The organism is Micromonospora marincola (assembly GCF_056150385.1).
In genome coordinates, this window is sequence record NZ_JAXCFT010000001.1 from 281,347 (window position 1) to 298,928 (window position 17,582).

Annotated in this window: 16 protein-coding genes; 10 read left to right on the top strand and 6 right to left on the bottom strand. The window is 72.4% G+C overall.

What is annotated here, in order from left to right; genetic code table 11:
- The first annotated feature begins 89 nt into the window (after positions 1 to 89).
- The 4 genes from SM450_RS01395 (at position 90) to SM450_RS01410 (ending at position 4,327) form a co-directional block, all read left to right on the top strand.
- Positions 90 to 1,502, top strand: coding sequence for a PhoH family protein (locus SM450_RS01395; RefSeq protein ID WP_474617798.1), 1,413 nt, complete (start codon positions 90 to 92; stop codon positions 1,500 to 1,502).
- A 288-nt stretch (positions 1,503 to 1,790) separates the two neighbouring features.
- Complete coding sequence (locus SM450_RS01400; protein ID WP_474617799.1) at positions 1,791 to 2,480, top strand: aggregation-promoting factor C-terminal-like domain-containing protein; 690 nt, start codon at positions 1,791 to 1,793, stop codon at positions 2,478 to 2,480.
- Between the two features lie 111 nt (positions 2,481 to 2,591).
- Positions 2,592 to 3,251, top strand: coding sequence for a rhomboid family intramembrane serine protease (locus SM450_RS01405; protein ID WP_474617800.1), 660 nt, complete (start codon positions 2,592 to 2,594; stop codon positions 3,249 to 3,251).
- A gap of 107 nt (positions 3,252 to 3,358) precedes the next feature.
- On the top strand, positions 3,359 to 4,327 hold the full coding sequence (locus SM450_RS01410) for an NAD(P)/FAD-dependent oxidoreductase (protein WP_474617801.1): 969 nt from the start codon (positions 3,359 to 3,361) through the stop codon (positions 4,325 to 4,327).
- A 75-nt stretch (positions 4,328 to 4,402) separates the two neighbouring features.
- Here the strand turns inward: SM450_RS01410 and SM450_RS01415 are convergent, their stop codons facing one another.
- The gene (locus SM450_RS01415) at positions 4,403 to 5,089 is read right to left on the bottom strand and encodes a TetR/AcrR family transcriptional regulator (RefSeq protein ID WP_474617802.1); all 687 of its coding nucleotides are present in this window, start codon (positions 5,087 to 5,089) and stop codon (positions 4,403 to 4,405) included.
- Between the two features lie 139 nt (positions 5,090 to 5,228).
- Here SM450_RS01415 and SM450_RS01420 point away from each other — a divergent pair, with 139 nt between their 5' ends.
- Positions 5,229 to 6,158: an NAD-dependent epimerase/dehydratase family protein gene (locus SM450_RS01420; RefSeq protein ID WP_474617803.1), complete on the top strand. Its 930-nt coding sequence runs from the start codon at positions 5,229 to 5,231 to the stop codon at positions 6,156 to 6,158.
- Between the two features lie 75 nt (positions 6,159 to 6,233).
- Here SM450_RS01420 and SM450_RS01425 read toward each other — a convergent pair whose 3' ends face one another.
- Both SM450_RS01425 and glpX read right to left on the bottom strand, forming a co-directional pair.
- On the bottom strand, positions 6,234 to 7,163 hold the full coding sequence (locus SM450_RS01425; RefSeq protein ID WP_474618343.1) for a DMT family transporter: 930 nt from the start codon (positions 7,161 to 7,163) through the stop codon (positions 6,234 to 6,236).
- A gap of 26 nt (positions 7,164 to 7,189) precedes the next feature.
- A complete protein-coding gene (gene glpX / locus SM450_RS01430; protein WP_474617804.1) occupies positions 7,190 to 8,221 on the bottom strand; it encodes a class II fructose-bisphosphatase in 1,032 nt (343 codons plus the stop codon).
- Positions 8,222 to 8,381: 160 nt separating this feature from the next.
- Between glpX and SM450_RS01435 the strand changes: the two genes are divergently transcribed.
- From SM450_RS01435 to SM450_RS01445, 3 genes are all read left to right on the top strand, one after another.
- A complete protein-coding gene (locus tag SM450_RS01435) occupies positions 8,382 to 9,071 on the top strand; it encodes a DUF4245 domain-containing protein (protein ID WP_474617805.1) in 690 nt (229 codons plus the stop codon).
- Positions 9,072 to 9,185: 114 nt separating this feature from the next.
- The gene (locus SM450_RS01440; protein WP_474617806.1) at positions 9,186 to 10,004 is read left to right on the top strand and encodes a hypothetical protein; all 819 of its coding nucleotides are present in this window, start codon (positions 9,186 to 9,188) and stop codon (positions 10,002 to 10,004) included.
- A gap of 228 nt (positions 10,005 to 10,232) precedes the next feature.
- Positions 10,233 to 11,072 carry a hypothetical protein gene (locus SM450_RS01445; protein WP_474617807.1) on the top strand — a complete coding sequence of 280 codons (840 nt, stop codon included), beginning with the start codon at positions 10,233 to 10,235 and terminating at the stop codon, positions 11,070 to 11,072.
- A gap of 52 nt (positions 11,073 to 11,124) precedes the next feature.
- On the opposite strand, the gene SM450_RS01450 is transcribed toward SM450_RS01445, so the two are convergent.
- The gene (locus tag SM450_RS01450) at positions 11,125 to 11,337 is read right to left on the bottom strand and encodes an exodeoxyribonuclease VII small subunit (protein WP_474617808.1); all 213 of its coding nucleotides are present in this window, start codon (positions 11,335 to 11,337) and stop codon (positions 11,125 to 11,127) included.
- A 13-nt stretch (positions 11,338 to 11,350) separates the two neighbouring features.
- Positions 11,351 to 12,607, bottom strand: a complete 1,257-nt coding sequence (xseA, locus tag SM450_RS01455) for an exodeoxyribonuclease VII large subunit (protein WP_474617809.1) — start codon at positions 12,605 to 12,607, stop codon at positions 11,351 to 11,353.
- A 69-nt stretch (positions 12,608 to 12,676) separates the two neighbouring features.
- On the opposite strand from xseA, the gene SM450_RS01460 reads away from it, so the two are divergent.
- A complete protein-coding gene (locus SM450_RS01460) occupies positions 12,677 to 13,663 on the top strand; it encodes a 4-hydroxy-3-methylbut-2-enyl diphosphate reductase (protein ID WP_474617810.1) in 987 nt (328 codons plus the stop codon).
- A gap of 37 nt (positions 13,664 to 13,700) precedes the next feature.
- Positions 13,701 to 14,105, top strand: a complete 405-nt coding sequence (locus SM450_RS01465) for a hypothetical protein (RefSeq protein ID WP_474617811.1) — start codon at positions 13,701 to 13,703, stop codon at positions 14,103 to 14,105.
- Between the two features lie 93 nt (positions 14,106 to 14,198).
- Here SM450_RS01465 and SM450_RS01470 read toward each other — a convergent pair whose 3' ends face one another.
- Positions 14,199 to 17,504: a S8 family serine peptidase gene (locus SM450_RS01470; RefSeq protein WP_474617812.1), complete on the bottom strand. Its 3,306-nt coding sequence runs from the start codon at positions 17,502 to 17,504 to the stop codon at positions 14,199 to 14,201.
- Positions 17,505 to 17,582 lie beyond the last annotated feature (78 nt).

Sequence of the window (17,582 nt, forward strand, 5' to 3'; positions counted from 1 at the left end):
CGCACGGGGCCCGCATCCGACCCCGTGCCCGCCGGGCACCGGAAGAGGCGGAACTCGGGTGGCCGGGTGCCCATCCGCGGAGCAGGCCTGTGACCACTCGCCGTACCCCCGCCGGTGCCGACCAGACCCCGGCCGCGCCCGCCACCACCCGTCGGACCACCCGCAGCCGCCGCACCGCCGCCGCTGCCGCCGCCCCCGAGGAGCCTCGACCAGCGGGCCCGGCCTTCGTGCTGGACACCTCGGTCCTGCTCTCCGACCCGGCGGCGTTCCACCGCTTCGCCGAGCACGAGGTGGTGCTGCCCCTGGTGGTCATCTCCGAGCTGGAGGGCAAGCGGCACCACCCCGAGTTGGGCTGGTTCGCCCGGCAGTCGCTGCGCATGCTTGACGAGCTGCGGGTGCGGCACGGCCGGCTGGACCGGCCGGTGCCCGCCAACGACCAGGGCGGCACGCTCCGGGTGGAGCTGAACCACACCGACGACGGGGTGCTGCCGCCCGGCTTCCGCAACGAGTCGAACGACGCCCGGATCCTCTCGGTGGCGCTCAACCTCGCCGCCGAGGGGCGCGAGGTGACCCTGGTCAGCAAGGACATGCCGCTGCGGGTGAAGGCCGCCTCGGTGGGCCTGCGCGCCGACGAGTACCGGCACGGCCAGGCCAGCGACCCGACCTGGACCGGGATGGCCGAGGTGGAGCTGGCCGAGGAGGAGATCGCCCGGCTCTACGCGGGCGAGACGCTTGACGCGGACGCCGCCGCGGGCCTGCCCTGCCACACCGGGCTGGTGCTGCACTCGGCGCGCGGCTCGGCGCTCGGCCGGGTGCTGCCGGACAAGACCGTGCGGCTGGTCCGGGGCGACCGGGAGGCGTTCGGCCTGCACGGACGTTCGGCGGAGCAGCGGATCGCGCTCGACCTGTTGTTGGACGAGTCGATCGGGATCGTGTCGATGGGCGGCCGGGCCGGCACCGGCAAGTCGGCGCTGGCCCTCTGCGCCGGCCTGGAGGCGGTGATGGAGCGCCGCCGGCACAAGAAGGTGATCGTCTTCCGCCCGTTGTACGCCGTCGGCGGCCAGGAGCTCGGTTACCTGCCCGGTTCGGAGTCGGAGAAGATGTCGCCCTGGGCCCAGGCCGTCTTCGACACGCTCGGCGCGGTGGTGCACGAGAACGTGATGGAGGAGGTCACCTCACGCGGGCTGCTTGAGGTGCTGCCGCTCACCCACATCCGGGGCCGGAGCCTGCACGACGCGTTCGTCATCGTCGACGAGGCCCAGTCGCTGGAGCGGGGTGTGCTGCTCACCGTGCTCTCCCGGATCGGCCAGGGGTCGCGGGTGGTGCTCACCCACGACGTGGCGCAGCGCGACAACCTCCGGGTCGGCCGCCATGACGGCGTCACCGCGGTGATCGAGGCGCTGAAGGGGCATCCCCTCTTCGCGCACGTCACGCTCAGCCGATCGGAGCGTTCTCCGATCGCCGCGATGGTTACCGACCTGCTGGAGGACATCCCGGGCTGAGCGTATTTGTCCGCATTATTAGTGTGGCGCAGATCACTTTTGGCCCCTGCGGTTTCCCAGCGGCCTCACCGTGCGCGATGGTGTCCATCGAGCGTCACCGACAACTCCAGTCCCTGGAGTCCCATTCACACCTGAAACTCGTCGAGCATTCTCCGCCACGGTGGCGGGAGCCACGAGGGCCGGTGCGTCGGCTGAGACCGGCGGGTCGGGGCGCTCGCGGCACCCGGGCGCGGCCGAACTCCGGCCACGCGTGGTGCCGTGTCCCTGCCTCCGACGAAGGGAAACTTCGTGAGTCGGCTGTGGAGCCGGTTCGGCGCCCGTACGGCCGCTGTCGCACTGCTCTCCGTGGGCGTTGCCGGCGGTTTCTACCTGGGCGAAGATCGTCAGACCCAACAGCAGGGCCTGACCGCGCAGGTCGGCCGCGAGGTCGACCGAGCCGAATACACCTACCAGCGCGAGCAGCAGTCCCAACACCGCGTGCAGTCGTCCCGGCAACGGGCCGCGGAATACCAGGCCAAGCTGCGCGCCGCGGCGGCGGCCAAGGAGGCCGCCGAGCGGGCCAAGGCGGCCGAGAAGGCCGCCGCGAACCGCAAGAAGGAGCGGGACGCGGCGAAGGCGGAGGCCGACGCCGAGATCAAGCCGTACGAGGGGAAGATCCCCTCCTCCTGCGCGGAATACAGCGGCAACCGGAAGATCGGCTGCGCCCTCATGCTCGACAAGGGCTTCGGCATCGACCAGTTTCCCTGTCTGGACAAGCTCTGGAAGAAGGAGAGCGGCTGGAACCCGAAGGCTTCCAACAGCAGCTCCGGCGCGTACGGGATCCCGCAGGCCGTGCCGGGCAGCAAGATGAGCTCGGTGGCCGACGACTGGAAGACCAACCCGGCCACCCAGATCACGTGGGGCCTGAACTACATCAAGGGCAAGTACGACACCCCCTGCGGCGCCTGGCAGCAGTCGCAGAGCGAGGGCTGGTACTGACCCGGCTGACCGACCGACCGGCGGCGGGATATGCGGAGATGCGCGTGTCCCGCCGCCGTCGTCTCCCCGCTCGACTGGCGGCCGGGCTCATTTACTGATACCTGTTGGTGGGTGACCTGGCCTGACAGCCCTCGCGGCGGAGACCCCAACCGGTTCGGCACGGACGCGTTCTACGCGGCGCTCGGCCGGGCCTTCGTCGCCATGTGCGCGGTCGTGCCGGTGCTGTTCCTCATCGAGGCGCTCGACGTCGGGTTGCGCCTCAACCTGGACGTCACCGCCGGCATCATCCCGCACCGGATCCAGGGCCTGGACGGCGTCTTCTTCTCGCCGTTCCTGCACGCCGGCTGGAACCACCTCTACAGCAACAGCATCCCGCTGATCCTGCTCGGCACGTTCGTGCTCGCCGCCGGCACCCGCCGGTTCCTCTGGTCCACCGCCGTGATCATCCTGGTCAGCGGGCTGGGCGTCTGGTTCACCGGCTCGCCCAGCTCGGTGGTGGTCGGCGCGAGCGGGGTGATCTTCGGCTATCTCGGCATCCTGCTCACCCGGGGCGTGGTGGAGCGGAGCTGGTGGAACTTCGCCGTGGTGCTGCTTGTCGGCCTGCTCTACGGCTGGCAGTTGTTGGGCATCCTCCCCACCGACGAGCGGATCTCCTGGCAGGGGCACCTGTTCGGGCTGCTCGGCGGCGTGGTCGCGGCGATCCTGTTCCGTCGCCGCTCCGACGCCGACGTGCCGGACCGGCTCGGGTCACCGCCGGTCACCCTCCCCTGACGACGCGTTCGTCCAACGGCGGGACGTGCTTGCCCACGGCCAACCGTCCGCCTACCGTCGGCATCAGCACGCGTTGATCCATCCCGGGCGGAAAGTGACGGTACGCCATGCGCGAGGTCGATGTCGCCGTGATCGGGGCCGGCCCGGCCGGGCTCTTCGCCGCCTACTACGCCGGCTTCCGTGGGCTCTCCGTGGCCGTGGTCGACGCGCTGCCCGAGCCGGGTGGTCAGGTCACCGCGATGTACCCGGAGAAGCTGATCCTCGACGTCGCCGGCTTCCCCGCCGTCAAGGGCCGGGAACTGGTCGCGAACCTGGTCGCCCAGGCCGCGCCGTTCCACCCGGAATACCTGCTCGGCGTCCGCGCGGAGAAGCTGTCGTACGTCGACGGGCGACCGGTGCTCGGGCTGGCCGGCGGTGAGCAACTGTGCTGCGGCGCGGTGGTGGTGACCGGGGGACTGGGCAGCTTCACGCCCCGGTCGCTGCCGGTCGCGGAGAGCTTCACCGGCGCCGGGATCGTCTACTTCGTGCCGCAGCCGACCGAGCTGACCGACCGGCACGTGCTCATCGTGGGCGGCGGCGACTCGGCCTTCGACTGGGCGGCCACGCTCGCCCCGCTGGCCCGGTCGGTGACCCTGGTCCATCGGCGGGAGCGCTTCCGCGCACACGCCGCCACCGTCGAGCGGGTCCGCGCGCTGCCGGTGCGGGTCGTGGTCAACGCCGAGGTGAGCCGGCTGTACGGGGAGGAGCGCGTCACCGGCGCCGAGCTGACCGTACGCGACGGCGACGTGGAGGCGCTGCCGGTGGACACGGTGGTGGCCGCGCTCGGCTTCACCGCCGACCTGGGTCCGCTCGCCGAGTGGGGGCTCACCCTCGACCGGCGACACATCGTGGTGGACAGTGCCATGGCCACCAACCTGCCGCGGGTGTTCGCGGCCGGCGACATCACCGAATATCCGGGCAAGGTCCGCCTGATCGCCACCGGCTTCGGCGAGGCGGCGACCGCGGTCAACAACGCCGCGGTAGCCATCGACCCCTCCGCGCACCTCTTCCCCGGCCACTCCTCCGATGGCACGTAAGGCGGGGCCCCCGCTTAACGCCTCCGGTAGAGGCGGGGCCCCCTTTTAACACTTGCGGCGGGGCGGTGACCGGTGTCAGGGCAGGCCGATGAGGTCGGCCATCAGGCCGACCTGGTGGTCGAAGTATTCGTCCCGGTGCGGTATCGCCCGGTTGATCCGGCCGAACAGCTCGAAGCTGATCAGCCCGAAGAGCTGGGTCCAGCCGGCCATGCCCCGGGCCATCAGCGCGGGCGGCAGGGCCACGCCGGTCTGGTCGACCAGCTCGGCCACGTCGCCGCGCAGCGGCTCGGGCAGGTCCGCGTCCGGCGGGACGAGCCGGCCGGTGGACACCCCGTCGCGCAGGATGCCGAGCAAGGTCATCGGGGGGCGCTGGGCCGGCGCGATCGTGTCGTCCGGGGCCGCGTATCCGGGGATCGGGCTGCCGTAGAGCAGCGCGTACTCGGCGGGGTGAGCCGTCGCCCAGGTGCGCGCGGCCCGGCAGGCGGCGAGCCACCGCCCGCGCGGGTCGTCGGGGTCGGCGGCGGCGTCCGCCGCTTCCACCGCGTCGCCGAGCGCGTCGTACGCCTCCAGGATCAGCGTGGTGAGCAGGTCGTCCCGGCTGGGGAAGTAGCGGTAGATCGCCGAGGAGACCATGCCGAGGTCCCGGGCGACGGCGCGTAGGGACAGGTCCGCGCCGTCGGTGGCCAGGTGGCGACGGGCGACCGCCTTGATCTCTTCGATCATGCCGGCGCGGACGCGGGCACGCAGCGAGGGAGCGACCATGCCCCCACTGTGCCATGAATGAGAGCAGCAATCAAAAGAGAGAGCACTGCTCTTGACTTCGGCCATGCCCCGAGGCATGCTCTTCTTCGAGAGCGGCGCTCTCGATTCGGACTACTGCTTCAGAAAAGGTGGACCCGCCATGGCCCTGCACGTGATCGTCGGCGCCGGACCCGTCGGCACCGCCACCGCCCGCCTCCTCACCGAGCGCGGCGAGCGGGTGCGGATGGTGACCCGGCGCGGCACCGGCCCGGAACACCCGGCGGTCGAGCGGATCGCCGCCGACGCCGCCGACCCGGAGCGGCTCACCGCGCTTACCGAGGGCGCGGTCGCGCTCCACAACTGCGCCAACCCGGCGTACCACAAGTGGGCGACGGACTGGCCGCCGCTTGCCGCCGCGCTGCTCACCGCCGCCGAACGCAGCGGCGCGGTGCTCGCCACCGTCGGCAACCTCTACGGGTACGGCCCGGTGGACGCCCCCATGACCGAGGCGACCCCGCTCGCCGCCACCGGCACCAAGGGCCGGGTCCGCAACCAGATGTGGGCCGACGCCCTGGCCGCGCACCGCGCCGGTCGGGCCCGGGTCACCGAGGTACGCGGCTCCGACTACATCGGCATCGGCGGCGTCTCCCTGGCCATGATGGTGCTGCCCCGGGTGCTCGCCGGGAAGCGGGTGTTCCTGCCCGTCGACTGGGACGCGCCGCACACCTGGACGTACGTGCCGGACGTCGCCCGTACCCTCGTCGCCGCCGCGACCGAACCGCGGGCCTGGGGTCGGGCCTGGCACGTGCCGAGCGCGCCCGCGACCTCGATGCGGGAGGTGGCCGAGCGGACGGCGGCCCGGGCCGGCGCGCCGGCGCCGCGGCTGACCCGGATGCCCCACCCGGTGCTCTGGGCGGCCGGCGTGGCCAACCCGTTCGCCCGGGAACTGCGGGAGACGGCGCACCAGTTCGCCGGGCCGTTCGTGCTGGACTCCACCGCGGCCACCGCCACGCTCGGCATCGAGCCGACCCCGCTGGACCGGATCATCGACGAGATCGTCACCGGCTTGCGCACCCCGTCCGCGCGTTAGGCGGGGGCCCCGCTTAACGCCTCGTGTTAAGCGGGGCCCCCGCCTCTACCGAAAGCGTTAAGCGGGGCCCCCGCCTTACCCCCGGCGGGCGGCGGCGACCGCGACGGCCAGCAGGGTCAGCGCGGCGCCGAGCAACGTGTGTACGCCCGGGTGCGAGGCGGCGGTCGGCAGCACCACGTCCAGCAGCACCGCGCCGACGATCTGCCCGGCGATGGTGGCCAGGCCGAGCAGCAGCACCCCGGTGAACCGGACGAGCGCGGCGGCAAGCGCGATGAACACGATGCCGATCGGACCGCCCAGATAGAGCCACGGCTCACGCGGCAGACCGCCGGCCGGCCAATCCCGTACCGCCACCTCCACCGCGAAGGTGGCGAGCAGCGCCACCGTCCCGACGGTGAAGTTGACGAGCGCGGCGATCACCGCGCTGTTCGCCGCGGCCCGGACCTGGCCGTTCACCGCCTGCTGCCAGGCGATGCCGATCCCGCCGGCCAGCGGCAGCAGGGCCAGCGCGAGAGCCCCCGGGTCGCCGAGCCGGTCGCCCACCGCCAGCAGCACGGCCAGTACGGTGAGCACCGCGCCGACCAGCCGGTTCGGGGTGACCGGCTGCCGGCCGGTCGGGCCGATGCCGGCGCGGTCGACGAGAAGACTGCTGCCGGACTGTCCGGCCACCACCGCGACGGTGAAGACGGCCACCCCCAGCACGCCGATGGTGAGCCCCTGCGCCGCCACCAGGAAGGCGCCGCACACCCCGCCCAGGCACTGCCACGGTCGCAGCGCGCCGGCGCGCAGGGCGCCCCACAGGGCGGTCAGGCCCCGCCGGCCACCGGGGGTGGCGGGGACCAGCACCAGGAGGATCAGCAGGCCCAGGCCGAACGAGACCACCGCGGCGGCGATCCCGTCGGCCAGCCGTACGCCCAACTCGCCGTTGATCCGGGACTGGAGTGCCACCAGGACGCCGCCGGCGGTGGCCAGCCCGACGCCGGCGACCCGTCGCCCGGTCGACAGCGCCTGTGGCGCCGCCGTCCCGGCCGTCACTCCTGCTCGGCCAGCGGGCGCCCGTCGAAGTCGACCGCCGAGTAGAGGGCGAGCTTCTCCAGGCGGTGGTACGAGTCGATGACCCGGATCGTGCCGCTCTTGGACCGCATCACGATCGACTGCGTGTACGCCCCGCTGTCCCGGTAGCGCACGCCGCGCAGCAGGTCACCGGAGGTGACGCCGGTGGCCACGAAGAAGCAGTTGTCGCCGGTGACGAGGTCGTCGGTGAACAGCACCCGGTCCAGGTCGTGCCCGGCGTCCAGCGCCTTCCGGCGCTCGTCGTCGTCCTTCGGCCAGAGCTTCGCCTGCATCACGCCGCCCATGCACTTCAGCGCGCAGGCCGCGGTGATGCCCTCGGGGGTGCCGCCGATGCCCATCAGCACGTCCACGTCCGACTCGCCCCGGGCCGCCGCGATGGCGCCGGCGATGTCGCCGTCGGAGATGAACCGGATCCCGGCGCCCGTACGCCGGATCTGCTTCACCAGGTCGTCGTGGCGCGACCGGTCCAGCACACAGACCGTCACCCCGGCGGTGTCGGTGCCCTTGACCTTCGCGATCCGGCGGATGTTCTCGGCCACCCCGGCGTTGATGTCGACCACGTCGGCGTACATCGGGCCGACGGCCAGCTTCTCCATGTAGAAGACGGCGCTCGGGTCGAACATCGCGCCGCGTTCGGCCACCGCGAGCACGGCTAGCGCGTTCGGCATGCCCTTGCTCATCAGCGTGGTGCCGTCGATCGGGTCGACCGCCACGTCCACCTCGGGACCGGTGCCGTCGCCGACCTCCTCGCCGTTGAAGAGCATCGGGGCGTTGTCCTTCTCGCCCTCGCCGATCACCACGACGCCCCGCATCGGGATCGAGTTGATCAGCTTGCGCATGGCGTCGACGGCGGCGCCGTCGCCGCCCTCCTTGTCGCCCCGGCCGACCCAACGGCCCGCGGCCATGGCCGCGGCCTCGGTGACCCGGACCAGATCGAGGGCGAGATTGCGGTCGAGATCCTGGGGCGTCCGCGTCCTGGTGGTTGTCATGGCGGCCTCCTCCTCGCGACGTTGCGGGGTGGACCGGCGGGAGTGCGGCCGTCGCCGCCGCCGGTTTTGTCGCTGATCCTCACACGATCTCAGGTTCGCCGCCCCGGCGGGGCGGAGGAGGCAAGGATCACCTCACCCGAAGGGCTGCGACAATGGCCGGGTGGACCCCGCACAGCCTGCCGACCGCGTACCGCCCGACGCCACCCCGCCCGACGGGCAGCCGCCGGTGCGGCCCACCGCCGGCGCGACGCCGCCGGACGGGCCGCCCGCGCTCGTCGAGTCCCCCACGCCGGCTGCGGACGCGGGGGACCGGCCCGCGCCGCCCGCCGGCCGGGACAAGGCCCGCTCCGAGCGGTCGCCGAAGGACATGGTGCTCTCGCTGCTCATCCTGCTCGTTCCGATCGCCCTGCTGATCGCCTTCTACCGGGGGTTCCTCGGCGGCGACTCGCCGGTCACCGTCGACCCGGCGCCCGCCCTGGAACAGGCGCGGTCGGCCAACGCCTTCCCGGTCGCCGCGCCGTCCGGGCTGGACTCCGACTGGCGTACGGTCACCGCCCGTTTCCGCACCGAGGCGGACGGCGCCACGCTGCGGATCGGGTACGTCACCCCGGAGGGCCGGGGCGCGCAGCTCGTGGAGAGCGACGTCCCCGCCGAGAAGCTGCTGCCGGCCGAGCTGAGCGACGGCCAGCCACAGGGCCCGGTCGACCTGCCCGACGGGTTGAGCTGGCAGCGGTACACCGCCCGCGGCAACCAGCAGGCCCTCGTCCTGCTGGAGCCGGACCGCACGGTGATCGTCGTGGGTGACGCCGGGGAGGCGGAGCTGCGCGAGCTGGCCACCGCGCTGCGCTGAGGCGCCCGCCCCGCCGCCGCTGCCCCCCGGGGCCGGCGGCGTTCCGCTACGCTGCCTGAGCCCGACAAACCGGTACGCGTGACGCGTCCCGGACAGCAACCGGAAAGAGATGCCGTGAACATTCGACGGTGGAGCGTCGGCGTCCTCGCCGCCGCCCTGTTCGTCCCCGGTCTGACCGCCTGCAAGACCGAGGCCGACTCGCCGACCGCCGACAGCACGTCCACCGCCCCGGCGGTGCCCGCGGACCCGAAGGAGGCGCTTGCCGCCTCCACCAAGGAGATCCAGAAGGGCAACTTCAGCTTCGCCGTCAGGGGTGGCGAGTTCAACGGGGACGGCAAGGTGCACATGCCGTCCAAGAGCGCCGAGATGAAGATGTCCAGCGGCGCGTCCGCTGCGGACGACACCTCGATGACCATGCACCTGGTGTTCATCGACACCGACAGCTGGCTCAAGCTCGACCTGGACGGCGCGATGGCCGACGCCATCCCGGGCTTCAAGGCGACCAAGGGCAAGTACCAGCACCTGGACCGCACCCGGATCAAGGACGCCAAGGATCTGAACTTCGACTTCAACGAGGTGGACCCGGCGGACAGCGACAAGATGATCAAGGCGATCACCGACGTCAAGAAGACGGGTGAGGGCACCTACGAGGGCACCATCGACGCCAGCAAGGCCGCCGACGCGGACCTGCTCGACGCCGAGACCGTCAAGGCCCTCGGCGCCAAGGCCAGCGCCGTGCCGTTCACCGCCAAGCTCGACGCGCAGGGCCGGCTCACCGAGTTCGCCGTGGAGGTGCCGGCTGCCGGTGCCGCCGAGGCGCAGACCGTGACCGTCACCTACGCCGAGTACGGCACCACCACCCCGGTGCAGACCCCGCCGGCCGCCCAGGTCGTCGAGGCACCCGCCAGCCTCTACGAGATGTTCAAGGGCTGATCCTCCAGCGGTCGGGGACGGCTCGCGCCGTCCCCGACCGCCGCCTCCGCTGCCGACGCGCACCGGACAGGGATTGCGGAACACCACTTCAGGGAACAGAGGGGGCACGAGCCCGCCGGGACCGACCACACCGGCCGGATCGGGCTCGTGCGCCGGAGCCGGCGTCCGGGCTGCGGCGCCCGACTCCGGCACCTCCGTGGGCCGGACGACCCACCTGGAGAGGTTGACGTGAAGATTCGACGCTTCAGCGCCACCGCGTTCGCCGCGGCGCTGCTCATTCCCGGCCTGGCCGCCTGCAACGACACCGGCACCGCCGGAGCGGGGGCCTCCGCGACCCCGGCCGCCTCCGACAGCATCGCCCCGAGCGGCACGCCCGCCGGCGACGCCAAGCAGGCGCTGCTCGACTCCACAAACGCGATCCGCGAGGGCAACTTCCGGTTCACCATGACCGGCGCCGGCTCCACCGCCGAAGGGCAGGTGCACGAGCCCAGCCAGAGCGCCGAGATGCGGATGACGATCGGTGACCCGTCGTCGGACCTGTCGATGAAGCTGGACCTCGTCCACGCCAAGCCGGACAGTTGGGTCAAGCTGGAGCTGGGCGGCACGGCCGCGGCCCAGATCCCCGGCGCGAAGAACATCAACACCGGCAAGTACCAGCACCTCGACCAGAACCGGATCAAGGGCAACCGGGCGCTGGGCTTCGACTTCGAGAAGGTCGACCCGGCCGGCAGCGCCGTGCTCACCAAGGGCGTCACCGAGGTACGGCAGACCGGCGACGGCGCGTACGCGGGCACCGTGGACGTGTCGAAGGCCGCCGCGGCGGGCTCGCTCGACCCGGCGGTGATCACCGCGCTCGGGGCGCAGGCCCAGTCGGTGCCGTTCACCGCCAAGGTCGACCCGCAGGGCCGGCTCAGCGAACTGGTGCTCCAGATTCCGGCCGCCGGCCAGAGCGCCGCGCAGGACATGAAGATCACCTACACCGACTACGGCAACGCCGCCGCGGCCCAGAAGCCCCCGGCCGACCAGGTCGTCGAGGCGCCACAGGAGCTGTACAACCTGTTCAACTGAGCGCGACAGTTCGTCGACGCACCCCGGAGGCCGTCCGCGCCGCCGGGGTGCGTCACTCCTCGGGGCGCTGCCGGGCCGCGTCGATGCGGGCCCGGGCGCCGTCCAACCAGCGCTGGCACACGCCGGCCAACTCCTCGCCGCGCTCCCACAGCGCCAACGACTCCTCGAGCGAGGTGCCGCCGGCCTCCAGCCGTTCCACCACCGAGGCCAGCTCGGCGCGGGCCTGTTCGTAGCTGAGCTGCTCGTTCCTGGTCGTTTCAGTCATCGGTCCCATCTCATCAGCCGTCGACGGTGGCGGTCAGCTCGCCCTCGGCGAGGCGTACCCGCAGCGGATCGCCCTTGGCCACCGCGGACGCCGCGCGGACCACGTGGCCGTCGGCCCGCTGGACGATGGCGTAGCCGCGGTCGAGCGTGGCCGCCGGGGAGAGGGCACGCAGCCGGGCCAGCGTGTGCCGCAGGTCGTCGGCGGCGGCGCCCAGCCGGTGCTCCAGGGACCGGCCGGCGCGGTCGTGCAGCGCGGTGACCTCGGCGGCCCGCTGGTCGACCATCACCTGCGGCCGGGCCAGCACCGGGCGGGAGCGCAGCAGGTCGATCCGGTGCTGCTCGCGGTCGACCAGATGGCGCACGGCCCGCTCCAGCCGCGACCGGGCCTGACCGATGAGGCGGACCTCGTCGGTCAGGTCGGGCACGATCCGTTTCGCCGCGTCGGTGGGCGTGGAGGCGCGCACGTCGGCCACGTAGTCGAGCAGCGGCGCGTCGGTCTCGTGGCCGATCGCGCTGACCACAGGCGTGCGGCAGGCGAAGACCGCCCGGCACAGCGCCTCGTCGGAGAAGGGCAGCAGGTCCTCCAGGCTGCCGCCGCCACGGGCGATGACGATCACGTCGACCGCGGGGTCGGCGTCGAGCACCTTGAGCGCGCCGACGATGTCGGGCACCGCGCCCGGCCCCTGCACCGCCACGTTCACGGTGCGGAAGTCGACCGCCGGCCAGCGGCGCCGCGCGTTCGTCAACACGTCCCGCTCGGCCGCCGAGGCACGCCCGGTGATCAGGCCCACCCGGCCCGGCAGGAACGGGGGCCGCCGCTTGCGCGACCTGTCGAACAACCCCTCGGCGGCGAGGAGCTTCTTGAGCTTCTCCAGCCGGGCCAGCAGCTCGCCCAGGCCGACCTGGCGGATCTCGTCGGCGCGCAGGCTGAGCGTGCCCCGCGCGGCGTAGAACTCCGGCTTGGCGTGCAGCACCACCCGGGCGCCCTCACGCAGCTCCGGCGCGCCCGCGTCGAGCACGTCGCGGTTGGTGGTGACGGTCAGGCTCAGATCGGCCGAGGGGTCACGCAGGGTGAGGAACACGGTGGCGGCGCCGGGCCGGCGGCTGATCTGCGCCACCTGACCGTCGACCCACACCCAGCCGAGCCGGGCGATCCAGGCGCCGACCTTCTGGCTGACCACCCGGACCGGCCACGGCTCCTCGGACGTGCTCCGGTCCGGGGGCGTGCTCCGGTCCGAAGGCGTGCTCCGACCCACCTCACCCGCGCTCACGCCGCCCACCCTACGGCCCGGGCCCGACAGCCCGGGGCAGGGCGCTCGCGGCGCACGTACGATGGTCGGGTGACTGATGCGCAGACGACTCCCCGGACCGGCAAGCGCGTGCTCCTGGCCAACCCTCGCGGCTACTGCGCGGGCGTGGACCGGGCGGTGCAGACCGTCGAGGAGGCGTTGAAGCTCTACGGCGCGCCGATCTACGTGCGCAAGCAGATCGTGCACAACAGGCACGTGGTGCAGACGCTTGAGGCCAAGGGCGCGATCTTCGTGGAGGAGAACGAGGAGGTGCCTGAGGGCGCCACCGTCATCTTCTCCGCCCACGGCGTGGCGCCCGAGGTCTACGCGCAGGCGAAGGAGCGCTCGCTCAAGGCGATCGACGCCACCTGCCCGCTTGTCACCAAGGTGCACCACGAGGCCCGGCGGTTCGCCCAGCAGGACTACGACATCCTGCTCATCGGTCACGAGGGGCACGAGGAGGTCATCGGCACCGCCGGTGAGGCCCCCGCCCACATCCAGCTCGTCGACGGCCCGGACAGCGTCGACCAGGTCACCGTGCGTGATCCGGAGAAGGTGGTGTGGCTCTCCCAGACCACGCTGTCGGTCGACGAGACGCTGGAGACCGTGGCCCGGCTCAAGACCCGGCTGCCGCTGCTCCAGTCGCCGCCCAGCGACGACATCTGCTACGCGACCTCCAACCGCCAGCACGTGGTCAAGGAGATCGCTCCCGAGTGCGACGTGGTGCTCGTCGTCGGCTCGCGTAACTCCTCGAACTCGGTCCGGCTGGTCGAGGTGGCGGTGGACGCCGGCGCCCGCGCCGGTCACCTCGTCGACTTCGCCCACGAGATCGACGACGCCTGGCTGGAGGGCGCCCGCACGGTGGGGCTGACCTCCGGCGCCAGCGTGCCGGACGACCTGGTCCAGGACGTGCTCGCCCACCTGGCCGAGCGTGGCTTCGCCGACGTCGAGGAGATCACCACCGCGGACGAGCGGCTGACGTTCTCGCTGCCCCAGGAGCTCAAACGCGACATGAAGGCCGCCGCGGTCCGCGGCTGACCGGGAACGGATCCGCCGCCGGCCGCGTCCAACCGACATGAAGACTTCTCGGACGGTGCTCGTAGCCCTGTTCGCCGCTGCCGCGCTGACCGCCTGCGCCGAGCCGGGCGACGAGCCCGCCGGCCCCAGCCCGACGGGAGCCGCTCCGGTGACCAGCCAGTCCGATCCCGCTCCCGGCACCAGCCCGAGCCGCCCGGACCCGACCTGGAAGGGCGGCCCGTCGACGCCGCCCGGCGTCGGCGGCACCACCCTAAACGGCACCATCCGCGCCGGGGTCGAGCCGAACTGCCTCCTGCTCGACGACCACCTGCTGGTCGGGGGCCCACGCGACCTGCTCAAGCCCGGCGCCAAGGTGGCGGTCACCGGCCGGCCCGAGCCCGGCATGATGACCACCTGCCAGCAGGGCACGCCGTTCGTGGTCGAGTCCGCCCGGCGGGCCTGACCGGTCGCCCCGCCTAACGGCAGGAGCCGCGCCGCCTGACGGCAGGAGCCCCGCCACCCGGATGAGGGGGGCGGGGCTCCGTCGTACCAGCGGTCAGTTGACCGCGTTGATCTCCACCGAGCCGCGGCCGACGACCGCGCCCTCGACGGTGGTGACTGCCATGTCGCCGTACAGCTCACGGCCCTCCGACGGGGTGGACAGGGCGGTCACCGAACCGGTCAGGGTGGCGGTGGCGCCGTTCGCAAGCGACAGCGGCGTGTTCGGCGCGGAGAGCGAGCCCAGCGCCGGGGACGCGAACGAGTCCCGGTAGTCGTACGCGGTGCCGCCCGCGGCGACCGCGTAGCCGTCGACGACCACCCGGTAGGTGCCGGCGACCGGGTTGGTCAGGGTGACGGCCTCCTCCGAGTCGCCGTCGGCCGACCGGCCGACCTCGGTGGTGCCCCGGAAGACGAACAGGTCCAGGTCGGCGCCGAGGTCGGAGGTGTTGCCGATCCGGGCGGAGAACGACGTGGTCCCGGCCGGGATGTCCACCGTGTATTCCTGGCTGGTGCCCTCGGTGATGGTCGGCCGCTCGGCGCGGACGCTGGAGAGCGGCCCGCCGACGCCTGCCACCTGCACCGGACCGAACGTGTTGGTCAGCTTCCAGCTCACCGGGGTCGGCGTGCCGGCGGTGACCGACGGGAGCTGGACCACTGCCGGCTCCACCTGTACGCCCTGCACCCGCGCCTGGAGCTGGAACGGGTTGTCAAGCGCCGGTGAGGTGCGTCGTGCCTCCACCTCGATCTCCCAGACGCCCGGGATCGGGTTCTGGTAGTCCCGCTCCTGCGGCTTGCAGGCGGCGACGTCGGAGAAGTTGGTGTAGCAGGCGGTGCTCGCGGTGCTCTCGACCGGCACGCCGTACGGGTTGATGGCGATGAACCGGGTCTGCGAGCCGGTGGCGATGCCGGACAGGTTGACCTGGAGCGCGCCCGCGCCCTGCGGAACCGTCACGAAGTAGGACGTGAAGCCGTTCCGCTCGACCGAGCCGTTCGTCGAGTACGCGTACGCCGGGGCGGCCACCGCGTTCGAGGCGACCACGACGGTGGCGACCTCGAAGTCGACCACCGAGGTGGCCGGGTCGTCGACGGTCATGATCGCGCCGTGTGCGCCGGCGGTCATCGGCTTGGCCTTCACCTTGACCGTGACGGTCGTGTTCAACGGCAGCCACACCTCCTTGGGGGAGGTCCAGGTGCCGTCGTCGCCGCGGAAGTCGACCAGGTGCTTGATGCCCTTGTTCGGCCCGCTGGTCCGGGTCAGCTTGACCTCGTAGTAGCGGCCTTCCTTGGCCTTCTGGCCACCCCGGTCGGCGGCGCATCGGTTGTAGATGCCGGTGCCGACGTTCGGGTTCGGCACGAACGTGCCGGAAGCCCGGTCGTAGCGGGTCAGATTCGGCGACAGCTCGGTGCAGACGTCGGCCTCGGAGGTGTAGGTGCGGGTCTGCACGCCCTTGGCGAGCAGGTCCCACGCGCCCGGCACGTTGAACATGCCGTAGCCCTGCGCGTACGTCGGAACGTCCGCGATCGGCTCGGCCGAGGTGTAGACGGCCCGGCGCAGCGCGGCCGGGGTGACCCCCGTGCCTGTCGCCTTCGCCGCCGACAGCAGCAGCGCGGCGGCGCCGGTGGCCTGCGGGGAGGCCATCGAGGTGCCGTTGAGCATCTGGTAGCCCGGGGGCAGCGGGTAGCCCGCCTCCGGCACCGGGTTGCCCGGCTGCCAGGTCGGCGCCGTGGAGATCGCCGAGCCGGGCGCGGTGATGTTCGGCTTGAAGCCGCCGTCCTCACGCGGGCCGCGGGAGGAGAAGTTGAACAGCCAGTTGTCCTTGCGGACCACCGAGCCGTAGTTGGCAAGCCAGGTGTCCTTGCTGACGTTCGCCGCGACGCTCACCACGTCGGTGGCGACCGAGGGGTCGCCGACGGTGTTCACGCCCGGGCCGGAGTTGCCGGCCGAGATGAACAGCTGCACGCCGTAGGTGTTGATCAGGTCGTTGTAGAGGACCGCGCGGGCGTTCGAGCCGTCGTTCAGCGCCGGCAGGCCGCCGATCGACATGTTCACCACGTCGACCTTGCGGTTGACCACCAGGTCGACCATGCCCGTGGTGAGCGCCGCGGCGGTGCAGCCGCCGCCCCAGGAGCAGGCCCGGGCGGAAACCAGCTTGGCGCCCGGTGCGGCGCCGTCGAAGGCGCTGTTGCCGAGCATGTCGTTGGCGGCGGTGATGCCGGCGACGTGGGTGCCGTGGGTGCTCTCGATGATGCCGATGCTTACGTAGTCGACCAGGCCGGGGCCGCCCGCCGGGGTGGTGTCGACGTTGCGCCGGTATTCGACCACGAACGGGATCTGCTCCCGCACCGCGGTGTCCGGGTTGTCCGTGCCAAAGTGGCCGACCTGGAACTTCTCCTTGTACGGCCGCATCACCTCGTCGTCGGTGAAGTCGCGGTTCTGGTTCACGTCGACGCGGATGTCGCCGTTCGTGGGGTTGTAGAGGATGCCGAAGGTGTCGGTCTTGTCCCCGTCGCGGTTGACGTCGCCGGCCGGGTCGCTGGCCGCGGTGATCGACTCGCTGAACTGGTTGAACCGGTAGGTGCCGGCGGGCGCCGTCCAGGTCACGGCCGAGGCACCGGTGCCGGTGGTGAACGTGGGGCCGGTGACCTGCGTGATCATCGGACGCCAGGAGGCGTCCTCGAGCGGGTCGGTCGCGGTGACCCAGTCGACGATCTTGCGCTCGCCGGTGGTGGTCTTCTGTAGCGCCGGCTGGTCCAGGTCGACCCCGGAGTCCATGATGCCGATGGTGACCCCGCGGCCGTCCCACTCCGGGTGCGCGGCCTTGAAGGCCTCCGCGCCTGTCTCGTTTGTCGGCATGTACGGGTTGACCGCGCCGGTGCCCTCACCGGGGCCGGCAAGCGTCTCACCCTGCTCGGCGGCCTTCGCGCCGTTCGGGGCGGCCTCCGGCGTCGGGTCGGGGAGCGTGATCGTCTCGTCGAGGTCGACGGCGGCGACGCCGGGCAGCGTGGCGGCCTTGAGCGCCTTGGCCGTCGGCACCTTGGCCAGCACGTAGCCGACCTGGTCGTAGCGCTGGCTGACGGTGGCGCCGAGGCCGGCGAGCCCGTCGACGACCTTCTTCGCCGAGCCCTTCTTCGCCGCGATGATCATGGTGACGGTGGGCGCGTGCTTCGCCTCCGCCGCGTCGAGCAGCTTGGCGTCGTGGGCGCCCAGGGCCTTCGCGGCGGTCGGCGGCGAGGGTTGGGGGGCGGCGGGGGCCGCGCTCGCGGTCGCGGCGCCACCCCCGACGGTGATGGCCCCGGCCGCGAGGACCGAGGCGAAGAGCGCGGCGGAGGGGCGCCGGCTCCGGTTGAGGGGTTGACTCACGTTCTCTTCCTCCAGAGAACAGGGCCCTTCAGGGGCAGGGCACGTGTGACGCAGATCCTGCGTGTCGCGACCAGGCGT

Bases quoted from the DNA above. Each gene is read 5' to 3' on its own strand.
- SM450_RS01410 (WP_474617801.1), top strand. From the start codon at position 3,359: ATGCGCGAGGTCGATGTCGCCGTGATCGGGGCCGGCCCGGCCGGGCTC.
- SM450_RS01415 (WP_474617802.1), bottom strand. From the start codon at position 5,089: ATGGTCGCTCCCTCGCTGCGTGCCCGCGTCCGCGCCGGCATGATCGAA.
- SM450_RS01450 (WP_474617808.1), bottom strand. From the start codon at position 11,337: ATGACTGAAACGACCAGGAACGAGCAGCTCAGCTACGAACAGGCCCGC.
- SM450_RS01465 (WP_474617811.1), top strand. From the start codon at position 13,701: ATGAAGACTTCTCGGACGGTGCTCGTAGCCCTGTTCGCCGCTGCCGCG.
- SM450_RS01420 (WP_474617803.1), top strand. From the start codon at position 5,229: ATGGCCCTGCACGTGATCGTCGGCGCCGGACCCGTCGGCACCGCCACC.
- glpX (WP_474617804.1), bottom strand. From the start codon at position 8,221: ATGACAACCACCAGGACGCGGACGCCCCAGGATCTCGACCGCAATCTC.